Raw genomic sequence first — 20,683 nt, 5'->3', positions numbered from 1 at the left:
GTTTTTTATCAATCATTAGATTCCTCAGATAAGGTCGATGCACCGTAATATCTCTTTCTAAACCAGAATGCCAGATTAACAAGGGCAATCAGTGCAGGAACTTCTACCAAAGGACCTATAACACCTGCAAATGCTTGGCCGGAATTTATTCCAAATACGCCGATAGCTACAGCAATAGCTAGTTCGAAATTATTTCCAGTAGCAGTAAAAGCGATGGAAGTACTCTTAGAGTAATCTGCTCCAAAATAACGCCCAGCAAAAAAGCTGATAACAAACATGATGCAGAAATATAGGATCAGCGGAACAGCGATACGCAACACATCCATCGGGATCTGAACGATCAGTTCACCTTTTATGCTAAACATGACGACGATCGTAAAGAGCAGTGCTATTAAGGTCAGGGGAGATACAGCAGGTATAAACTTCTCTGCAAACCACTTTTCTCCCTTTAATTTAATTAGAGCATATCTACTTAGTATCCCCATAGCGAAAGGAATACCCAGATATATTCCAACACTAGTAGCAATTTCAGCTACGGTAATGTCAATCTCTAATCCTTGCACGCCGAAATATGGAGGAAGTAGCGAAATAAAAATATAGGCAAAGACTCCGTACAAGAGTACTTGGAAAAGGCTATTAAGCGCGATTAATCCGGCAGCATATTCCCTGTTTCCTTCGGCGAGCTCATTCCACACGACAACCATTGCAATACATCTTGCCAGACCGATAAGGATAAGGCCTACCATATATTCTGGGTAGTCATGCAAAAAGGTGATCGCAAGAAAGAACATCAGTAGCGGCCCTACTATCCAGTTGAGCGCCAATGATACGCTGAGTATACGCACATCTTTAAAGACTTTACCTATGTTCTCATACTTAACCTTGGCAAGGGGAGGATACATCATCAGGATTAAACCTATGGCCAGCGGAATGTTAGTTGCACCGCTGGAAAACGATCCTATAAAAGATGACGACGAGGGAACAAAGATGCCTATGGACACACCTATGGCCATAGCAATGAAGATCCATATAGTAAGGTAACTGTCCAAAAATCCTAATTTCTTCCTTTTCGCTACAGGAGCGCAATTTGTTGCTGACATGTGCTTATCTGTAAAGGTCTTGTAAACTACTAAGCCAAGTTTTTATTGACAAAATCTGAGCAGTAATCTCTGATTAACTGGCGAACTGCTCTGAATTGGTGCATTATTTCTTCCTCCGAACCATGTGCTTTGGCGGGATCAGGAAAGTTATAATGGAATTTTAGTGCATTTGTTGGGATGTAGGGACAACTTTCCTTGGCATGATCACACACCGTGATAACATAATCAAAATCAACATCCTTGTACTCATCAATGTGATTGGAGGTATGACCAGAGAGATCTATCCCTTCTTCCTTCATAACTTGGGCGGCTTTGGGATTGACACCATGGGTTTCAATTCCCGCACTATAAATAAGCGCTTTACCGTTAGCAAAATACCTCAGGTAACCTTCTGCAATCTGACTACGGCAACTGTTACCGGTACAGAGAACCAACACTTTTTTCATGATATAAATCTTAACAACAGCCACCGCCAGGAGTACATGATGAACTACCTGTAGCAAGGTTTGACAATTTAACTTTTTGTTTCTCAGAAGGAACACCACATTTATCGAGCGCCAAACAGGCTGTCTTTTTAGATATCAAAAGAAAATCTTTGCCATCAAATCCCAGATCATATTTACCGATCGTCTCTGATTGGTATTCAACCTCTACATCCAGATCATCCATACCCAAGACCTTTTCTGAAAGAGATATAATATCCATTAACTTCCCTGCTTTTAAACGATGCTCATAATCGTCCGCATCCCAAAGCTGAAAATTCGCTACTCTTTCGTGACGAACGGTTCCGCCACAATCAATAAAGTCCTTGGTTATGACACCTACCTCAGTGACATGAAAGTGTTCAGGTACAAATTGTCCGCTTTCTAATTTAAAATTGACACCCTCCGCATTGGAAAGGATTTGCTTTACTTCTGATATCTTCATATTATATAGTATTATTGCAATTTTACGATTAATGAGAGCAAAAAAAGGTTAACAACACTCAGTTGTACCTTTATACGAACCCAGAAATTCTCCAAGTCTATTTTCCAGAAGTTTCCATATTTTGGGATTGATACAATAGCAAACACTTACTCCTTCGATAGTTCCCTGTATTAGTCCAGCTGATTTAAGTTCTTTTAGGTGCTGGGAAATAGTTGCTTGTGCTAAACCAAGTTCACCTACCAGATCGCCGCAAATACAGGTATTTGATAGGATTATCCTTTGTAGGATCGCAATTCTCGCCGGATGAGCCATCGCTTTAAATAAGCTAGCAAGCAAGTTCTGCTCCTCAGTAAATATTTCAGATCGTGTAAGTCCCATAAGTATATCGCAATATTACGATAGTTATTTTATAGATGCAAATTAGATTATCAATATGATATAAGAAATCAAGATCTGTCTCACAAAACGAACTATATGCTTATAACTATCTCATATTAAAATGCGTCGAATTATTTCTATGCTATAAAATATACGTGTATTTAATTATAGAAAGGAATCATACAATACCTACATCTTAGTCGAAATGATCGTTTTATGCAGCTTAGAATTACTGATTGAATAATTCCACATTCTCGAAATCATCAAATTGGGTTTTAGGGAATTTTGCTTTGCAGTATGCCGCAAAATTTTCAAGTGCTGCTTGCAGATTGGCGCCTGAAACCGATTTATTGATATATAATTTGCCACGCGAATCATCGATTTCGCACCAGCAGGCAACATCCCCATCATCATTCATATACATTCCGTAACCATCTAGATCACTCTGGTCAGAATGTATGGGATAATATCTGTATACTACCTCACCAATTTGGCCACCATCGATGTTCATTTCACTTGTTTTACGTATCATCTCTTACCAATTTATTTCTAAAAGCATCTAAAATCGGATTTTGTTTTACATCAATGAGGTCTTAAAAAGGTCTTTAAGCAAGTGATGCATACCTATGTTCCTAAGCCTTTACGGCATTTTCTATTCGTCAAGGGATTTTCCAATGGTAATGGTCTCGTTATCGAGCTTCTTATTGTCGGAAATAGTTTTCTTGGGACTGAAATACAGAAGTAGATAGCCTATAATTCCTGCTAATAGTGAGGTTAGCAGAATAGATAGCTTCGCCTCGGATACATGTAGAGGATCTGAAAAAGAAAGCAGCGCAATAAAAATGGACATCGTAAAGCCAATTCCGGCCAGCAATCCTACACCTATAATATGTATCCAATTACTTCCTTTTGGCAATAATCCAATTTTGGTCTTAACGCAGAGCAATGTGGTGAGAAATATTCCGATGGGTTTTCCCAATAGCAGTCCCAAAGTGATTCCTAGGCCAAGTGGCGCGGCTAATCCATCGATCATCTCGCTTTGCAGGGTAATATTCGTATTAGCGAAAGCAAAAAGTGGGATAATCAAAAAATTTACAGGACGAACTAATGCATGTTCTAGTCGCTCTAAGGGAGATTCTATTTCCGTATCATTTGTAGGAATAGTCATGGCAACAAGAACACCAGCTATGGTAGCATGGATGCCAGAATGATGCACAAAATACCAAACGAACACACCGGGAATAAGATATAAATAGGGGTTGAGTATATTGAGACGATTCATGATGATTAACAACACTAAACCGATCCCCGCGTACATAAGATAGCTCAGCTCTATACCAGAAGAATAAAAAAATGCGATGACCAATATGGCAATCAGATCATCTACTATAGCAAGTGCTGCCAGAAATATTTTTAAACTCGCCGGAATACTCTTACCTAAAATGTTGATCACGGCCAGTGCAAAAGCGATGTCAGTAGCCATTGGGATACCCCAGCCACCCTCAGTTGTAGTACCACTATTGAAGCTTAAATAAATTAGTGCAGGTACAATAGCTCCACCTATAGCACATAATATGGGCAGCGATGCTTTCTTTGGTGATGACAACTCGCCTTCCACTACCTCGCGCTTTATTTCCAGACCGACCAAAAGAAAAAATATGGCCATTAGACCATCATTTATCCACAGCAGAATAGGATATCGAAGATGAACAGAACCGAAGTCTTTACCTAAAGGGTAATCTAAAAAAGCATGGAGATTATCTTTGAAAGGACTATTGGCTATTGCCAGAGAGAGTAAAACACATATCAATAGCAGGATACCTCCGGCATTTGCAGATTGGAAAAAGTTCTTGAATACTGTTAAGTTTATTCTTTGCATCAGATAATTATTTATTGATCTTTTTAATTGACTAAAACTAGGCTGCGTTTTCTATAATAACAAATAGTTAGCTACTAAGTAGTCCCATCGCAAATTTAAAGGTTCTGGGTGGCAGTTCCGCGAATTTTCCTACTTTTATGCCCAATAATAAACATGGTAAGTAGACAGAAGTTATATAACCCAGCGCAGCTTTTTGTATTGAGCTTCATGCTTCTGATATTGGCAGGTTGTATTTTATTAAAAATGCCATTTGCCCTTCAGGCTGAACTCTCCTGGGTTGATGCGCTGTTCACCTCCACCAGCGCTGTATGTGTTACAGGACTCGCAGTGGTTGACACAGCAACCTATTTTACCCGAATGGGCCAATTCATAATCATGCTGCTAATTCAAGCTGGAGGTATCGGTATTTTGTCTTTCGCAGGTCTGTTCAGTTACTTTTTAAAAGGGGGCAGTACGTATGAAAACCAACTTGCTATTGGCAACTTTTCCAACACGGATCGGATGTCGGAAGTTTTTGTTCTGCTCCGGCGTACAGTTTACATCACATTTAGTATAGAGCTGATTAGCGGCATTTTCATTTTCTTTAGCATCTCAGACCAAGATCTGCATTTTGCTGATCAGCTCTTTATAGCCATATTTCATTCGGTGTCCGCATTTTGTAATGCAGGGTTTTCTATTCTGCCATCTGGAGCTGCTACTGCGGGCTACGTGAATAATTATACTTTCCAGCTTTTATTGGCTGCCACGTACATTCTTGGCGGATTGGGCTTTCCAATTGTGGTTAATATCCTGAAGTATTTACGCCACGTGGCACGCCGGATACTTGGGAAGTTGGGCAAACGTGAATATTTCTTTCAGCCGTGGGTAATTAATATAAACAGTAAGATCAATCTGATCACCACCCTGCTGGCATCGGTTTTTGCCACAATCTTTATTTATGCCAATGAATACCGTAATGTATTGTCCTCCCACGATGGTTTTGGTAAATGGGTAATTGCATTTGCTACAGCTACCACGCCTCGGACTGCTGGCTTTAATAGTGTCGATTTTGCTGCATTGGAGTTTTCCAGTATTATATTTATAATCTTTCTGATGTGGATCGGTGCTTCACCAAACAGTACCGGTGGCGGGATCAAGACAAGTACACTCGCCGTAGCGGTTTTAAACGTATTTAGTCTGGCCAGGGGTAAGGATCGTACGGAAGTTTTCCGCCGGGAAATTAGCCCGGTCACTATCCAGCGCGCTTTCGCCACCATGTTTCTTTCCTTGATCACAATTGGCGTGGCTATTATACTTATCTCATTTTTTGAACCTAGTAAGCCACTCATGGATATTGCTTTTGAATGCTTTTCGGCCTACAGTACGGTAGGGCTGTCACTCAACGTAACCAGCAGCTTCACTATTGGGAGTAAGATCATTCTTATCATTACCATGTTTATCGGCCGGGTAACGATGCTATCCATGTTGATTGCAGTAATCAAAAAGGTTAAACATCTGCAGTACCGATATGCATCGGAAGAACTCACAATCTATTAGCATTTTATAATATGAAATTTATCATCATAGGCCTTGGAAATTTTGGCGCTTCGCTATCTCAAAAACTGACCCGACAAGGTCACGAGGTGATCGGGGTAGACCAGCGTATAGAGCGAGTAACTGCATTAAAGGAAAAAATTACGCATACCATCTGTCTGGATGCTGCCGATGAGGCTGCTTTTTTAACACTGCCATTGCGCAATACGGATATTGTGGTTGTAGGGATAGGAGAAAACGAGGGAGCTAATATCATGGTGACTGCGCTCTGCAAGGAAGCAGGCGTAAAACGTCTGATCAGCCGTGCCGTGAACCATCTGCACGAAAAGGTGCTACAGGCTATTGGCGTAGATGAGATTGCCCATCCCGAGGAAGAATCGGCTGAGCGTTGGTCCAAAAGGTTGAGCATGACTGATCTAATAGACTCTTTCGAGCTTAATAGCCAGTATTCAATTGTGGAGGTACTGGTTCCAAGCCGACAGGTTGGAAAAACGATCATGGATGTGGGCTTTAGGGAAAAATATGAACTGCTCGTGCTTACCATATTAAAAAACACCCGGAAAGAATCCTCGTTCGGGAAAAGCATCGTCACGACCATACTGCACGGCATACCCCGACCAGATACTGTTCTGGAGCAGGATGATATTTTAGTGCTTTATGGCCACAACGACAACATTAAGTCTTTTTTATAACCTACGCGCCAATAAAGGTATACACGAGCACACCAAACCCCACAAGCGCGCAGTAATAGGAAAAGTAAGCAAGCTTAGCCTGTTTAACCAGAGCAATCATCCACTTGCAGGCGATCAGGCCACATATGAAGGCCGCTAAAAAACCGAGCGCCAAAGCGGCAACAGATACTGTCTGGGTGGAAGGGGACGCGCTGCCTGAACTATCGAAGATCTTTTTAAGTGTAGCGCCCAATATTAGCGGGAGCACCATTAAAAAGGAAAAACGTGCTGCGACTGTCCGATCGATCTTTAAAATGACCGCTGTAGCAATCGTGCTTCCTGAGCGCGAGAGTCCCGGAAGGATAGCCGCCATCATCTGCGCGAGTCCGATAAAAAAAGATTTTGTGGCAGAAAGTTGACCGGTATTGTCAGTTTGCCGATCGGCAAAATATAGCAGCAGCGCTGTTATTAAGAGTGAGAATCCTACTACGCGCAGGTTAGAAAAAAGGGTTTCGAGTTGCTCAAGAAAAAACAGTCCGGCCACTGCGGCAGGGATCATAGACACCACAACATAAAGGGCGAAACCCATCGCATTTTTGTCCTTAAAGGCTACCAGTCCTTTTATAATATTCCATATATCATGGCGGAATACTACGATCGTGCTCAGCGCTGTCGCACAGTGCAGTATAATGGCGAATGTGAGATTCTCTTCACCAAAGTCCAGTCCTAAAAGTTCCTGTGCGATAACGATGTGGCCGCTTGAGGAGACCGGCAAAAATTCTGTAAATCCCTGTACAATTCCTACAATCAGTGCTTTTAATTCTTCCATAGATTATTATTTTGCTATTATTTGACAGGTGGCTCGAGTTTCCTTCCTGCTTGTGTGATCGTGCAAACTTATAAGTTTTTTTTAAAAACGTTACGGATATTCAAGGTAAACCCGGCAGACTGGCTGCCTGTAATCAGTGATTTTTTTTAACTTAGCATGATCCAGAACACATAGACCACACATTCCGTCTTATGGCAAATACAATACTAGTACCTGTAGATTATTCTGAAAACGCACTCTCGGCAGCTCACTATGCCTGTTCACTGGCAAAGTTGCTAAATTGCAATATAGAATTATTGCACGCTTATCAACCATTCACATCGTCATTCCAGAGCCCCTTGGCCAATCAAACCGATAAGCAACGCGCGGCCATTGGCGCTGAAAAAGGAATGTCAGAATTCCTTGGTAAACTTAAGCTGGACAAAGGTAATAATCTTGAGATCCAAAGTACATTGTTTGAGGGTCCGCTATTGGAGTCCGTGGAACACGCTTGCAAGACCGATCAAATATCGCTCATCGTCATGGGCACGCATGGTGCATCGGGAATTCGGGCAGACTTGATAGGAAGCAATACCTACCATGTAGCAAAATCGGTGGTTAAACCGCTGATCGTTGTACCCCATAACTATATTATGAACGGTAGCTTGAATGCTGTGTTTTTTAGCGATTTCCATAAAGATGATAAGTATACTGGTAATGTATTCGCTAAAATATTCAAAGAATACTTCTCTAAAATATCTCTCATTCATATTTTATCCAAGGAACAGATAGCGGATCAAACTGCTGCAAAACTTGAATCTTGGCACAGCGTGTTGAAGCCGATATTACAAATGCAGTTAGAAAATGCAATTGTTGACCAGCCCGAAACGATTGAAACAGTTAATCGAATACTGGAGCAGTCAAGTGCAGACATGTGTTTGCTTACACTAGCTCACGATCGAAACTTTTTTGAAAACCTTTTCCAGAAAAGTTTGGCCAAGGCAATTATATTGAATCCTCGCTGTCCGGTCTTTCTAGCTGGGAAAATGGTATAAGTAGATACCAGACAGTCCCTAAATACAATTGGTTAGAACTATGGGGTAACATCGTTGTTTATACATTAAGCAATCGCTTACATTTATGGGATTTAATGCAAAGAGTACAAGAACACAGCTTTGGGATTGGGTAACCGATAAGATTGGCAAATTTAGCGCATGGTGCAAACCTGATCCTGAAGATTCAAGGTGGGTTCAGGTTGGGAAATCCATACTTAAAATTCCAATTATACTGTTTGTTCTGGCATGTTCTCCCGTCATGCTTATCATTGGTGGTCTAATATTCTTTTTATTACTTTGAAAAAAAGTATTGCACACTTTCTGGATCCGTGGTTTATATGCTTTTCTTTGCTATTTATCTCACATCAAATCTTACAATGGATACTGGGTATACAATTGACATGGATAGACTCCTATCTGGATCCCATCTTGATGATGCCTATTACACTACATATTGTTCTCTGGGAGCGGAGATATATTGTTGGAAGATCAAGTCAATATACTTTGTCAAAAATTACCTTGTTTCACTATTTCCTGCTGGTAAGTATAATTGCAGAAGTTATATTTCCACTCTTGCAGCCTTTATTTGTAGCTGATTGGGCAGACGTTTTGTGTTATGCTATTGGTACGGTCTTTTACTATATCTTCATGAATCAACAAGGTGTTGATTAGCTGAAAATTAAAGCGAAAAAAGAACAGATCTTAACTTCTTATCCAGCTAAAAGTGTAGCTAAAAATATATACCAACTGATTAAAAGTTTTCGGCTTCACAACTTACTGGTAAAAGAGTACATTCATTTTCGCCGTAGCTGGTGTAAGATTCGCAACAACCTGCCTCAAACAGCTGAAGTTTAAATCCAAATTGAATAAAGAAGAAAACGCCTGGAGTGGAACCGTTCTCTTCTATTGATCTACTTATATTTACCTCATTATACCCCTTAGACCCAAATCCATATTGCGATATTATCATATTTATTAATATTCAAGGAGAAATATCTCTCTCGAATTTGTTATAAATACTATTTACATGTGTCCTGAGATAAATATGCAACGAGGTTTATTTGAATAAAAAAGAGTACAATTTAAAATACACATTGGCTCTCTAGTATTCTTTCCTAATTTTAAAAAAAACTAGACTTAATGACCAGATTTCTAACTCTGATCAGCTTTTTATTTGCGTTTCAGATAGCTTATGCACAAAGTTCCAAACTTACAGGAGTCGTTAAAGACTCTATTCATAATATTGCGGTAGCCTATGCCAGTGTTAATTTAATCGATAGTAATGACAAGGTTGTTAATGGGATGACAACAGATTCATTTGGTGTTTTTAATTTTTCCGCTCTACATAACGGGAAATACCGCTTACTTGTCAAGTTTATTGGCTATAATAAAAAAGAAATAACTGTCGAAATAAAAGATCATACAGTAACCGATATCGGATCTGTCCTGATTTCCAGTGCCACAAATAGTGTAGAAAAGGTAAGAATAACAGCTAGTCAGTCAGGACAAAAACACAGTAGTGATAGACAGACCTACCAAGCTAGCCTATTTAAGAACGCAGTAGGAGGAACGGCATTAGATATCGTTAAGAACCTACCTTCTGCATCCATAGATGCTAACGGGAATATCAGTATGCGGGGCAATACTGGGATGATCGTGTTAGTCAATGGGAAACCATCCCTGCTCGATCCTGAGACTATCTTAAATCAAATAGCAGCAAATGATGTTCTAGAAGTAGAATATATAACTAGTCCTACCGCGCAATTTGATCCTGATGGCAAAGGTGGTATTATCAATCTAAAGACAAGAAAATCTACCACTAACGGATTTGCATGGATACTCAATCTTCAGGGTGGGCTACCAAGTATTAATGATTACAATAACCGCGAAAGCCAAAAGCGTTTCGGGAGTGACATTGCTTTCCAGTATAGGCATGACAGGTTGGAACTTACTGGTTCGGTAAACTACTTAAGAAATGACAATGCGGGGTTTCGTGAGGGGGACGTCAATACGATCATTGGAGACCGACAAACTTTCTTTCCTTCGGAGGGTGAACGCAGCTTTGACAAATATAATTTTGGAATTAGATTGAGCGGCTCCTATGAATTATCCGACAAGCATTCTTTCAATGTGGGCGTATTGGCCAGTCGAAAGTTTCAAGATCGCGTTGCTGATATTTATTATACCAATAGAACGATTCAACCTTCTTCGGGTCAAGAATTATCCAGCATAAACTATTTCAATCCTAACCTACAAAATAAGCAAGGAGAATTTTATTTATTGGATATCTCCTATCAATATAAGATTAATGCCGCTCATTCTCTGCAATTAGGCGCAATCAACGAATATGCTAACATCTATGGTTCAACTAGAAATGGTAATATAGAAAGTAGAACAGACACGGTACAATGGACGAATAACGCCTATACTAATCCATTGCGAGGGCTAAGACTCATGTTACAACATAACTGGAAGTTGAAAAATGCCGATGTATTATCGGGATACCAGTTAAGGAACGATATCCAGCGGGGTAACTTCGAGTACCTTGCATCAGAAAATGGAACAAATGATTTGGAATTGATACCAGAGTTCACAGGTAGATTACATGCTACCAATAAGGTTCATGCGCTCTTTACGCAGTACGACCGTCAATTCACGAATATACAACTTTCGCTAGGTCTACGATATGAATACTATCAGCGAGATCTGCTGCTGGTAAATAGGAATCAACAATATCCATATGCTATTCATCAACTATATCCTACCTTTAATTTAATGCATGACATTGGCTCGGGATGGTCATGGAAGTTAGCAGCTGCAAGAAGGGTTCAGCGAAACAACAACTTTGAACTTAACCCTATTCCTGAACGGGAACATTCCGAAACACTTGAACAAGGTGATCCTGAGTTGGTGCCGGAATTTACCACCAACGCAGAAACAGGATTGGTAAAGAAAATTAAAAAAGGCAGCATCTTTCTGAATGCTTATTACCAACATACTAAGAATCCTATTCAACGGGTAAATTCAGTCTATGCAGATACTATTCTTCGCCGTATTTTCACCAATGCAGATCAAGGATCTCGTTATGGCGTGGAATTTGGCGGAGAAGACAAGGTAGTGCCTTGGTTGAAAGTCAACGCTGGTGTAAATTTATATCACTACAGAATTTCAGGACAAGTACTGGATTACCAAGAACCGAGAACAAATCAAGATTGGGTGTATTCCTTTAATGCAGGTGTTCAGGCAGATTTTACAGGGAATTGGAGCACTGGTTTGCAGATAAACTACCTGTCAGAAAGACCTACTGTACAAGGTATGGATTCGCGATTCGTGACGCCACATTTTAATGTAAGCAAAACATTCCTAAAAGGAGCAATGACTGCGCAGTTGCAGTGGCAATTTATAGAACTTGGTAATTGGGAGGTGAATGAACAAAGGATCACCACGTTCTCCCAAGATTTTCACACGACCACAAATTATTTTTATGAAAAGAATGTATTTCTAGTCAATTTGAATTTCAATCTTCATAGGTTAAATCAGATGCTAAAATTACCGAAGAGTGAATTTGGCGAAAAAGAATTTTAAGGTTTTTGCTTCCGATAGTTTGCTGGTGAAAGTCCGGTATATCGTTTAAAATATTTTGAAAAGTTTGATTTATCTGTAAAACCTACCTGATATGCCACTTCTGATACGGATTTGGTTGTATAAAAAAGTAATCTTTTAGCTTCTTTAATAATGTGTCCTGCCAAAACTTCCGAAGCTGTTAGGTTGATGTTTTTTTTACATGCGGCATTGAGATTTTGTGGACTAGTGTTCAGGATCGACGCATAATAAGCGACGTGGTTTTCAACTATCTGCGTTTCATTAAGCAGAGCGCAGAACTTATAGTAGATATGTTTCTGAACAGAAAAACTCTTTGTTGAATCCGTTGTATACTCAAGGGCTTTTGCCAGTATCACTTTGAACAAACCTTCCTGACAGATCCTATTTTCCTCAACAGCTAAGAGTTCGAAAAGCTTTTCAATTACCTTATCCTGATTAAAATATATCGTATCAAACTGTCCAATTCTATCCACCAATCTATTGACCTCCAAGTCTAGGCTTCTCTCTACAAATTGACTCTTTACTAAAAGAACAAATCCTTTAACTGGATTGGTTAATTCCCAATGGTGCACATTATCTTTTTTAATCACTAACAAGCAGGGGCTTTTTATTTTTGTTTCTCTTCCGTCTATAAAACTTCTACCTGTAGTGCATGAAAGAAAGACTAGCTCTAGGTAACCATTGTGCTTATGGGGTGTAGTAAGATTTTTGGAAAGATCAAAGGGCACAACCTTTATCAAACGTTGATATTCCAGTTTGTCTTTTATTTGAATTTCTTTTCTATCCATTATCTTTTAGCATTTATAAATATTCGGCAGCAATGTTATAGGGCGTCATTTTCGGGAATTCATCATCATTTTGTCCAGAGATCCATAGCCACCACCTTTTATTAGCAAAAAGGTAATGCCTAATAACATTGCCCAATCGGTTCGGCTTCCGTGCATCATTTCCCAGAACCCCTGATTGACAAATAAATCAGCTTTTGTAGTTGCTAGAGAGACTACCATAATAATCATTAACGGAATATTTGCGAACCGTGTAAACAGGCCAACTAAGATCATCACGCCACAAATAATTTCAAGTGTGCCAACAAAACTTCCGAGAATATCTGGGTGTGGCAGGCCTATTTTTTCGAAACGTCCAGCTCCACGAACAGCAGGAAATAGAAGTTTCTGAATGCCTTCTGAAACAAAGACTACACCTATCATAAAACGAATCAGAATAGTTGTTTTAGCATTATCTGTATTTAAGAAATTCATGAACATAAATTTTACTTATTTCCTTTTGACTTTTTGTCTACGATTGCATTCTTCAATTTGCTTGCTTCAACAACAATGGTTTCAAATTAAAATAGAAATTGAAGTCAATTCAACGTGTAATGTGATACACATAGTATAGCCATATTCTGGTGAAATAAATATAAAACATAGATCCACTTCCCAACACGAATGAGTAATTAGACGTCATTTACCAGATCTTATAGCTACTGCAAATTCTGCAGGTAATGGACTTTCTTCTATATCTTTGGCAGATGCTTCCACATCATAAACAATTCTTCTAAAATTAATGTTGATACTGTTGCGACGCAATAGGGAATTGTTATTATCTATGGTAAGCAGTGCATAACACCCTCTAAGATCGCCATCCTTGGGTTTTCCTACGGAGCCTAAATTTATAACATGTTTAAATACGCCACTCTTTGTTTCTATAGTCCGATGGTAAGGCTTGTGGGAATGTCCTACAATAAGTATGTCTGCATCTGCTTCATCCAAAAGTTCTAGCACATAATTTTCATCAGTATCAATTAGAATATACTCATCAATACGCCTCGTGCTTCCATGAGCCAAAGCAATTTTGAAAGTCGCTTCCCCGAATGTAAATGCTAAGTTTATTAAGGTCGGAAGCTCTTTAAGATAATTTCGGTTATCTTCGGTTATAAGGTGATATGCGTAGTTAGAACCCTTCTCTTTCAAAGATTCAGGTGTCGTAGTAATGCTTTCGACTTTTTTATCATGGTTTCCCTTTAGTGTAGCAATACTCCGTCTGCGTATTTCCTCAATAACCTCATTGGGATAGATGTGATATCCTACTAGATCGCCCAGACAATAAGCAGCATCTGGTCTCTGGCCATCCAAATCTTTTAGCATAGCCTCAAATGCGAGCAAATTTGCATGGATATCAGAAAAGAATGCAATTTTCATATATGTCGTTTTTTGTCAATCCTTAGATTCCTCAGAAATGTTCTTTACACCGTAATATCTCTTTCTAAACCAGAACGCCAAATTAACAAGTGCGATCAGCGCAGGAACTTCTACCAATGGACCTATAACACCGGCAAATGCTTGGCCGGAGTTTATTCCAAATACGCCGATAGCTACCGCAATGGCCAGTTCAAAATTATTTCCAGTAGCAGTAAAAGCGATGGAAGTACTCTTAGAGTAATCTGCTCCAAAATAACGCCCAGCAAAAAAGCTGATAACAAACATGATGCAGAAATATAGGATCAGCGGAACAGCGATACGCAACACATCCATCGGGATCTGAACGATCAGTTCACCTTTTATGCTAAACATGACGACGATCGTAAAGAGCAGTGCTATTAAGGTCAGGGGAGATACAGCAGGTATAAACTTCTCTGCAAACCACTTTTCTCCCTTTAATTTAATTAGAGCATATCTACTTAGTATCCCCATAGCGAAAGGAATACCCAGATATATTCCAACACTAGTAGCAATTTCAGCTACGGTAATATCAATCTTTAATCCTTGGAGACCGAAATATGGAGGGAGTACCGTAATGAAAATATAGGCAAAAACACTATATAATAGCACTTGAAATATGCTATTTAGCGCAATTAGGCCGGTAGCATATTCCCTGTTTCCTTCGGCGAGCTCATTCCACACGACAACCATGGCGATACATCTTGCCAAACCTATAAGTATAAGACCAACCATATATTCGGGGTAATCACGTAAAAAGGTCATCGCAAGAAAGAACATCAGTAGCGGACCTACTATCCAGTTGAGCAACAATGATACGCTAAGTACTCGTACATCTTTAAAGACCTTACCCATATTTTCATACTTAACCTTGGCAAGGGGAGGATACATCATCAGGATTAAACCAATGGCCAGTGGGATGTTAGTAGTACCACTGGAAAACGAGTTGATAAAAAATGAAGACGAAGGCACAAAAAAGCCTATGGACACACCAATGGCCATAGCTAGGAATATCCATAAGGTAAGGTACCTATCCAAAAAACCCAATTTCTTCCTTTTCGCGACAGGAGCGCAATTCGTTATTGACATATGCTTATCTATAAAGACCTTGTAAACTACTAAGCCAAGTTTTTACTGACAAAATCTGAGCAGTAATCTCTGATCATCTGGCGAACGGTTCTGAATTGGTGCATTATTTCTTCCTCAGAACCTTGCGCTTTAGCGGGATCTGGAAAATTATAGTGGAATTTCTGTGCACTCGTCGGGAAGTACGGACAGCTCTCCTTGGCGTTATCACACACCGTGATAACATAATCAAAATCAACATCCTTGTATTCGTCAATATTATTGGAGGTGTGACTCGAGAGATCTATCCCATCCTCCTTCATAACTCGGACGGCTCTGGGGTTTACACCATGGGTTTCAATTCCCGCACTATAAATAAGTGTTTTATCGCTAGTAAAATACCTCAGGTAACCTTCTGCAATCTGACTGCGGCAACTGTTACCGGTACAGAGAACCAATACTTTTTTCATCATATAATACTTAACAACATCCCCCGTCAGGAGTACATGCTGAACTGCCTGTAGCGGGGTTTATCAATTTAACTTTTTGTTTTTCAGTTGGAGCACCACATTTATCCAGCGCCAAACAGGCTGTCTTTTTAGATAGCAAAAGAAAATCTTTGCCATCAAATCCTAAATCATATTTGCCGATCGTCTCTGATTGGTATTCAACCTCTACATCCAGATCATCCATACCCAAGACTTTTTCTGATAGTGAGATAATATCCATGAGTTTTCTAGGTTTTAAACGATGTTCATAATCATCTGCATCCCAAAGCTGAAAGTTAGCTATCCTTTCATGACGAACGGTTCCGCCACAATCAATAAAATCCCTAGTTATAACGCCAACTTCCGTCACATGAAAGTGATCGGGAACGGATTGCCCACCTTCTAATTTAAAATCTACACCTTCCGCAGTGGATAGGATTTTCTTTACTTCCGATATTTTCATATTAAATAGTATTATTGCAATTTTACGATTAATGAGGTCAAAAAAAGTTAGCAACATTCCGTTGCACCCTTGTAGGAACCCAGAAATTCTCCAAGCCTATTTTCCAGAAGTTTCCATACTTTGGGATTGATGCAGTAACATACACTTACTCCTTCAATAGTTCCCTGTATAAGTCCAGCTGATTTAAGCTCTTTTAGGTGCTGGGAAATAGTTGCTTGTGCTAAACCGAGTTCACCTACCAAATCGCCGCAAATACAGGTATTTGATAGGATTATCCTTTGTAGGATAGCAATTCTTGCCGGATGAGCCACTGCTTTAAGCAAACTCGCAAGCAAATTCTGCTCTTCAGTAAATATTTCAGATCGTGTAAGTCCCATAATTATATCGCAATATTACGATTGTTATTTTACAGATGCAAATTTTATATTAAGATACTATTCTTGTATGTTGCTTTTCCAAAGCAAATATGCGATAAGCTATTTCTAGTGTTTCATTTGCATCCATTTCTTAAAACATGTATCTTTGATCAGATAAAAAGGAAATGGTGCTCTTCCTTAACCAACCGCATTATAAATGCTGATGACGCCTGATTAATTAAGCTGTATAACTTAATCAGGTTGGATATGTCATTTTTAAAATCTTTCAATATTTTAAAGCAAACTATTGCGTTCGCAAAATCATTTAATAATAAATACCCTTCCTATTTTTTTCTACTGAAGTGGTTACTGTTGACTTTGATAATTGCTGTATTCATTGGAACTGCTTCTGCATTATTTTTAAAATCCCTTTTCTGGGCTACAAATTTTAGAGAAAATCACGTATGGTTGATAGGACTTTTGCCTATTGCGGGACTACTGGTCGGAATAGTGTACTATAAACTGGGTCAAAACGTAGAAGCGGGCAATAATCTTATCATTGATACTATCAATGAACCAAAAGATATCATGCCTCTTAAGATGGGCATATTAGTTTATTTAGGAACTATTGTAACACATCTATTCGGAGGATCTGCTGGGCGAGAAGGAACTGCGCTGCAAATGGCAGGGTCAATCGCAGACCAATTTACTAAGCCATTCAAACTTTCACCAAGTGATAGGAGTATTCTAATAGTCGCAGCAGTTGCCGGGGGCTTTGGATCTGTTTTCGGTACACCCTTGGCTGGTTCACTATTTGCAATTGAATTTTATGCAATTGGCAAGCTTAAATACAACGCTTTACTACCTGCGTTTCTTACAGCAATATTTGCAGATCTTGTGGCCAAATATTGGAACGTTCCTCATGCACACTATACTATCGACTTTGTCCCAGAAATTTCATTTATAAACATAGGTTGGGCAATAGTTGCAGGAATTTTGTTTGGCATATGCGCAGCAACATTTAGTAAATCTATGTACTGGATTACTAAATTATTTAAGACTAAAATTTCATATGCACCACTACGACCGCTTATTGGAGGAATAATCGTTTGTTTAGTGGTTTTGCTTCTTGGCACAACCAAATATATAGGTTTGGGAATAGATTCTATTGTTTCAGCATTTTACGTCCCGTCATCTTTGTATGACTTTGCTATTAAATTAATTTTGACCGTGATTACGCTCTCAGCAGGCTTTAAAGGTGGAGAGGTGACTCCTCTTTTTTTTATTGGCGCAACTTTAGGTAGTGCTATTTCTCTATTTGTACCGATTCCAACCGGACTACTCGCGGGGATGGGTTTTGTTGCCGTGTTTGCAGGAGCCACAAATACGCCGCTGGCTTGCATCCTGATGGCAATTGAATTATTCGGCTCCGAAGGTGCTCTTTATGTAGCTCTAGCTTGCATTACCGCATATTTTGCATCAGGTCACAGCAGTATATATAATAGTCAACGAATAGGTGAAGCTAAACATCCTGCGTTTCTGGGGCAAAGAAATAAGAGGATGGGTGAGCTACTTAAGAATATTAGAAAATGACAGTCTTATAGAGTTGGATTTACTCTATGTCGGTTTAGGATTGGCTAGATGTATTATGTTATGAATTGGAGTTAGTTATATTTTTATGTCTAGATGAATTAATAATATATAGATTGACTATTGGAGATTTTTCCAAACACTTTGTCGTAAATTGTATCAAAGGAATAAGAATATTTTGATTATTGGTATCCAATCTAAAGTTCTTTTTAATAAAAATTTTTTTAAAATGTGATGCTGTTTTAAATTTTCAATTCTAATCAATCAATTTTTTGCAATACTTAGAAGCGTGCCAATATTAGGAGCAAACTAGGATTATCTAAAATTGTCAGTAGTCTCAATTAGATTTTGAATATTTGATTTCGTGATGGAAATTTCAAATGATATATTTTTTCGAGAATTTAATCCATAGTCGCTATGAAGCAAGTAGCGAAAATGCATATTGAGTCACATGCTACCTTGGTACGGAGATGTCTTTGCGCGAATATCACTTAATAAATAGATGATAATGAATAGTGTATTAAAGTTAATTTCTTAATCCGAGCGGATATGTAAATTTTCGAATATTAGGTCAAAAAGATTATTCATAATTTTTATCATTTAAAATGAATGAACTTCATGGGTAAAATTATTGTGTTTAATTACGATTGTTTGTCTTATAATTTATTCTGTTGGGGATAAAACGTCCAAAGCGTCACGGTAGCATTAATGGCATATTTTTGCTATTTTAAAATAAATATAAAATTATTATAAATAAAATTATTGATATTGTGAAAATAAAATTATGAGTATAGTTCATTATTTTATTTAATTCATTTAATATCAATAAATTATATATTTAATGTTTTGATGTATTAACGGGAGTATAATGTGTATATTCGTGTTCAATAGGTCAAATAATATTGGCTATATACTAAATAAACTTCCAATAGGTTAGTAAAATTGGCCTTCTTTTTTTAGTTAAAATATTGAGTGTGTAGGTTTTTTACTTAAACATTACACTTGTAATTAATAATTTTACCTAGAAGAAATGAAAAAAAAATATAGTACACCGACCATTGAAGCAGAATATATCTTTTCTGAAAATACGTTTGCTGTTTGTTCGACAGCACGACGATCAAAGGCATATAGATTTCCACCTTTAAGTAATCATATCCACAGGTTTAGCATCAGAGACTTGGGTAGCACTTTACTGAGTAGTTTAAGACTCGATTTAAGTAAGTACAAGAAATTCTAATTCCTAACAGTTCATATCCTTTACCTCATCGCTCCTCTTGTTTTATTAAGTTAGAGAGGCTGATGTGATTCAGGTGTTTATTTGTTGCAACAATGTGTTCATTAAAATTGTAAGTACCCCGTTTTTCAGACAGCAAAATCTGCTATTTTCTAATTTATTTTAGTACTTCTTCAGCTTCTTTTTTGGATATTTTTCTTGCTGCTTCAATCGGCGTACGATTACCCAGCCCTTCGTGTGGCCTATGATTGTTATACTCCTGAATCCATTCATCGGTAAGATCTCTTACATCAGACAAGTTAAAGAACAGGTGTGCATCCAATATTTCTCTACGGTAGCTCCGGTTGAATCGCTCAATGTATCCATTTTGAGTTGGTTTCCCTGGTTGAGTATATTGAATAGTGATACCTTGTTTCTTGCACCACAAGTCGAAATGATGACTTGTGAATTCAGGGCCATTATCCACTCTGATGCTACAAGGTTTGCCTCTCCAATCCATTATCCGCTCTAAAGTGCGGGTTACTCTTTGGGAACAAATAGAAGTACCAATTTCAATAGCAAGAGCTTCACGCGAACAATCGTCCATAACATTGAACGTTCTAAATCTGTTGCCAGAAGCTAAACTGTCACTCATAAAGTCCATACTCCATTTTTTATTGATGCTGATTTGCTGTTCTAAAGGGATTCGTTCTCGTGTAGGCAATCTGCGTTTACCACGTCGCTTTATATTCATCTTAAGCAGCTTATATACCCTATAAACCTTCTTATGATTCCAAGGCTTCCCATCTCGTCGAAGATAGGCGTACAGCTTACGAAAGCCGTAAACTGGATGTTTTGAAGACAAAGTTTCCAAAGCAGCGATAACAGCGCTATCGTCTCTCTTGCTGACATAATAATATTGCGAACGACACATGCCTGTCATAGCGCAGGCTCCGGTAACGCTTAAACTATAATCCAAGATTAGTTCCTGGGTTAACTGTTTTTGTTCCCGGAGCCCCAGCCTTTTTTTGTGATGACCTCCTTTAAAATCTCATGATTAACGCTCAAATCAGCAAACATCTTTTTAAGACGAGAATTCTCTTCCTCCAGTTCTTTTAAACGCTGCACATCCGATACTTCCATGCCTCCGTAGCGGCTTTTCCAGTTGTAAAAAGTGCCCTTGCTAATGCCTAGTTCCCGACAGATATCTTCTGCTCTACGTCCTTCTTCACCCTCTTTAAGGGCACGGACAATCTGGGTTTCTGTAAAACGTGTCTTCTTCATTTTCAACTTAAATTTAAACATTGTAGTTCAGTTTTAAGCTGTCTGTTTTTT

General features: G+C 38.7%; 20 protein-coding genes and 1 riboswitch. Of the genes, 5 read left to right on the top strand and 15 right to left on the bottom strand.

Features of this window, described 5'->3' with window-relative positions:
* Nucleotides 1-8 precede the first annotated feature (8 nt).
* The 6 genes from arsB (DC487_RS11245) to nhaA all read right to left on the bottom strand — a co-directional run bounded on the left by arsB (DC487_RS11245) (nucleotide 9) and on the right by nhaA (nucleotide 4,284).
* Nucleotides 9-1,100 carry an ACR3 family arsenite efflux transporter gene (gene arsB, locus DC487_RS11245; RefSeq protein WP_116776086.1) on the bottom strand — a complete coding sequence of 364 codons (1,092 nt, stop codon included), beginning with the start codon at nucleotides 1,098-1,100 and terminating at the stop codon, nucleotides 9-11.
* A gap of 29 nt (nucleotides 1,101-1,129) precedes the next feature.
* Nucleotides 1,130-1,546, bottom strand: coding sequence for an arsenate reductase ArsC (locus DC487_RS11240; RefSeq protein WP_116776085.1), 417 nt, complete (start codon nucleotides 1,544-1,546; stop codon nucleotides 1,130-1,132).
* A 10-nt stretch (nucleotides 1,547-1,556) separates the two neighbouring features.
* Nucleotides 1,557-2,027, bottom strand: coding sequence for a DUF6428 family protein (locus tag DC487_RS11235; RefSeq protein WP_116776084.1), 471 nt, complete (start codon nucleotides 2,025-2,027; stop codon nucleotides 1,557-1,559).
* A 48-nt stretch (nucleotides 2,028-2,075) separates the two neighbouring features.
* The gene (locus tag DC487_RS11230; RefSeq protein WP_116776083.1) at nucleotides 2,076-2,405 is read right to left on the bottom strand and encodes an ArsR/SmtB family transcription factor; all 330 of its coding nucleotides are present in this window, start codon (nucleotides 2,403-2,405) and stop codon (nucleotides 2,076-2,078) included.
* 229 nt (nucleotides 2,406-2,634) lie between these two features.
* The gene (locus tag DC487_RS11225; RefSeq protein ID WP_133228541.1) at nucleotides 2,635-2,937 is read right to left on the bottom strand and encodes a hypothetical protein; all 303 of its coding nucleotides are present in this window, start codon (nucleotides 2,935-2,937) and stop codon (nucleotides 2,635-2,637) included.
* Between the two features lie 120 nt (nucleotides 2,938-3,057).
* The gene (nhaA, locus tag DC487_RS11220; RefSeq protein WP_116776081.1) at nucleotides 3,058-4,284 is read right to left on the bottom strand and encodes a Na+/H+ antiporter NhaA; all 1,227 of its coding nucleotides are present in this window, start codon (nucleotides 4,282-4,284) and stop codon (nucleotides 3,058-3,060) included.
* Between the two features lie 153 nt (nucleotides 4,285-4,437).
* On the opposite strand from nhaA, the gene DC487_RS11215 reads away from it, so the two are divergent.
* Both DC487_RS11215 and DC487_RS11210 read left to right on the top strand, forming a co-directional pair.
* Nucleotides 4,438-5,820 (top strand): TrkH family potassium uptake protein, encoded by a 1,383-nt coding sequence (locus DC487_RS11215; protein ID WP_116776080.1) that lies wholly within the window; start codon nucleotides 4,438-4,440, stop codon nucleotides 5,818-5,820.
* A gap of 11 nt (nucleotides 5,821-5,831) precedes the next feature.
* Nucleotides 5,832-6,509, top strand: a complete 678-nt coding sequence (locus DC487_RS11210; protein ID WP_116776079.1) for a potassium channel family protein — start codon at nucleotides 5,832-5,834, stop codon at nucleotides 6,507-6,509.
* A gap of 1 nt (nucleotide 6,510) precedes the next feature.
* Here DC487_RS11210 and DC487_RS11205 read toward each other — a convergent pair whose 3' ends face one another.
* The gene (locus DC487_RS11205) at nucleotides 6,511-7,317 is read right to left on the bottom strand and encodes an undecaprenyl-diphosphate phosphatase (RefSeq protein WP_116776078.1); all 807 of its coding nucleotides are present in this window, start codon (nucleotides 7,315-7,317) and stop codon (nucleotides 6,511-6,513) included.
* Nucleotides 7,318-7,508: 191 nt separating this feature from the next.
* Between DC487_RS11205 and DC487_RS11200 the strand changes: the two genes are divergently transcribed.
* Together DC487_RS11200 and DC487_RS11185 are read left to right on the top strand one after the other, a co-directional pair.
* Entirely contained in the window at nucleotides 7,509-8,351 is an 843-nt protein-coding gene (locus DC487_RS11200) for a universal stress protein (protein ID WP_116776077.1), read from the top strand.
* 1,140 nt (nucleotides 8,352-9,491) lie between these two features.
* On the top strand, nucleotides 9,492-11,936 hold the full coding sequence (locus DC487_RS11185) for an outer membrane beta-barrel family protein (RefSeq protein WP_116776074.1): 2,445 nt from the start codon (nucleotides 9,492-9,494) through the stop codon (nucleotides 11,934-11,936).
* Here the strand turns inward: DC487_RS11185 and DC487_RS11180 are convergent.
* From DC487_RS11180 to DC487_RS11150, 7 genes are all read right to left on the bottom strand, one after another.
* On the bottom strand, nucleotides 11,933-12,742 hold the full coding sequence (locus tag DC487_RS11180) for an AraC family transcriptional regulator (protein WP_116776073.1): 810 nt from the start codon (nucleotides 12,740-12,742) through the stop codon (nucleotides 11,933-11,935). The genes DC487_RS11185 and DC487_RS11180 overlap by 4 nt on opposite strands.
* A gap of 45 nt (nucleotides 12,743-12,787) precedes the next feature.
* Complete coding sequence (locus DC487_RS11175) at nucleotides 12,788-13,213, bottom strand: DoxX family protein (RefSeq protein WP_239016368.1); 426 nt, start codon at nucleotides 13,211-13,213, stop codon at nucleotides 12,788-12,790.
* Nucleotides 13,214-13,417: 204 nt separating this feature from the next.
* The gene (locus DC487_RS11170; RefSeq protein ID WP_116776072.1) at nucleotides 13,418-14,155 is read right to left on the bottom strand and encodes a metallophosphoesterase family protein; all 738 of its coding nucleotides are present in this window, start codon (nucleotides 14,153-14,155) and stop codon (nucleotides 13,418-13,420) included.
* Nucleotides 14,156-14,170: 15 nt separating this feature from the next.
* Nucleotides 14,171-15,262: an ACR3 family arsenite efflux transporter gene (arsB, locus tag DC487_RS11165; protein ID WP_116776071.1), complete on the bottom strand. Its 1,092-nt coding sequence runs from the start codon at nucleotides 15,260-15,262 to the stop codon at nucleotides 14,171-14,173.
* A 29-nt stretch (nucleotides 15,263-15,291) separates the two neighbouring features.
* Nucleotides 15,292-15,708: an arsenate reductase ArsC gene (locus tag DC487_RS11160; RefSeq protein WP_116776070.1), complete on the bottom strand. Its 417-nt coding sequence runs from the start codon at nucleotides 15,706-15,708 to the stop codon at nucleotides 15,292-15,294.
* A 10-nt stretch (nucleotides 15,709-15,718) separates the two neighbouring features.
* Nucleotides 15,719-16,189 carry a DUF6428 family protein gene (locus DC487_RS11155; RefSeq protein ID WP_116776357.1) on the bottom strand — a complete coding sequence of 157 codons (471 nt, stop codon included), beginning with the start codon at nucleotides 16,187-16,189 and terminating at the stop codon, nucleotides 15,719-15,721.
* Between the two features lie 47 nt (nucleotides 16,190-16,236).
* A complete protein-coding gene (locus DC487_RS11150) occupies nucleotides 16,237-16,566 on the bottom strand; it encodes an ArsR/SmtB family transcription factor (RefSeq protein WP_116776069.1) in 330 nt (109 codons plus the stop codon).
* A 151-nt stretch (nucleotides 16,567-16,717) separates the two neighbouring features.
* A riboswitch (Fluoride riboswitch) is annotated at nucleotides 16,718-16,785 on the top strand.
* Between the two features lie 27 nt (nucleotides 16,786-16,812).
* On the opposite strand from DC487_RS11150, the gene DC487_RS11145 reads away from it, so the two are divergent.
* On the top strand, nucleotides 16,813-18,138 hold the full coding sequence (locus tag DC487_RS11145) for a voltage-gated chloride channel family protein (RefSeq protein WP_116776068.1): 1,326 nt from the start codon (nucleotides 16,813-16,815) through the stop codon (nucleotides 18,136-18,138).
* A gap of 1,388 nt (nucleotides 18,139-19,526) precedes the next feature.
* Here DC487_RS11145 and DC487_RS11140 read toward each other — a convergent pair.
* A protein-coding gene (locus DC487_RS11140; protein ID WP_116776356.1) for an IS3 family transposase occupies nucleotides 19,527-20,632 on the bottom strand; the annotation gives its coding sequence in 2 pieces (ribosomal slippage) (nucleotides 19,527-20,371 and nucleotides 20,371-20,632; 1,107 coding nt in all).
* Nucleotides 20,633-20,683 lie beyond the last annotated feature (51 nt).

The sequence above is a fragment of the Sphingobacterium corticibacter genome (genome assembly GCF_003076635.1).
Lineage (GTDB): Bacteria > Bacteroidota > Bacteroidia > Sphingobacteriales > Sphingobacteriaceae > Sphingobacterium > Sphingobacterium corticibacter.
This window is presented reverse-complemented; position numbering and strand designations above follow the sequence as displayed.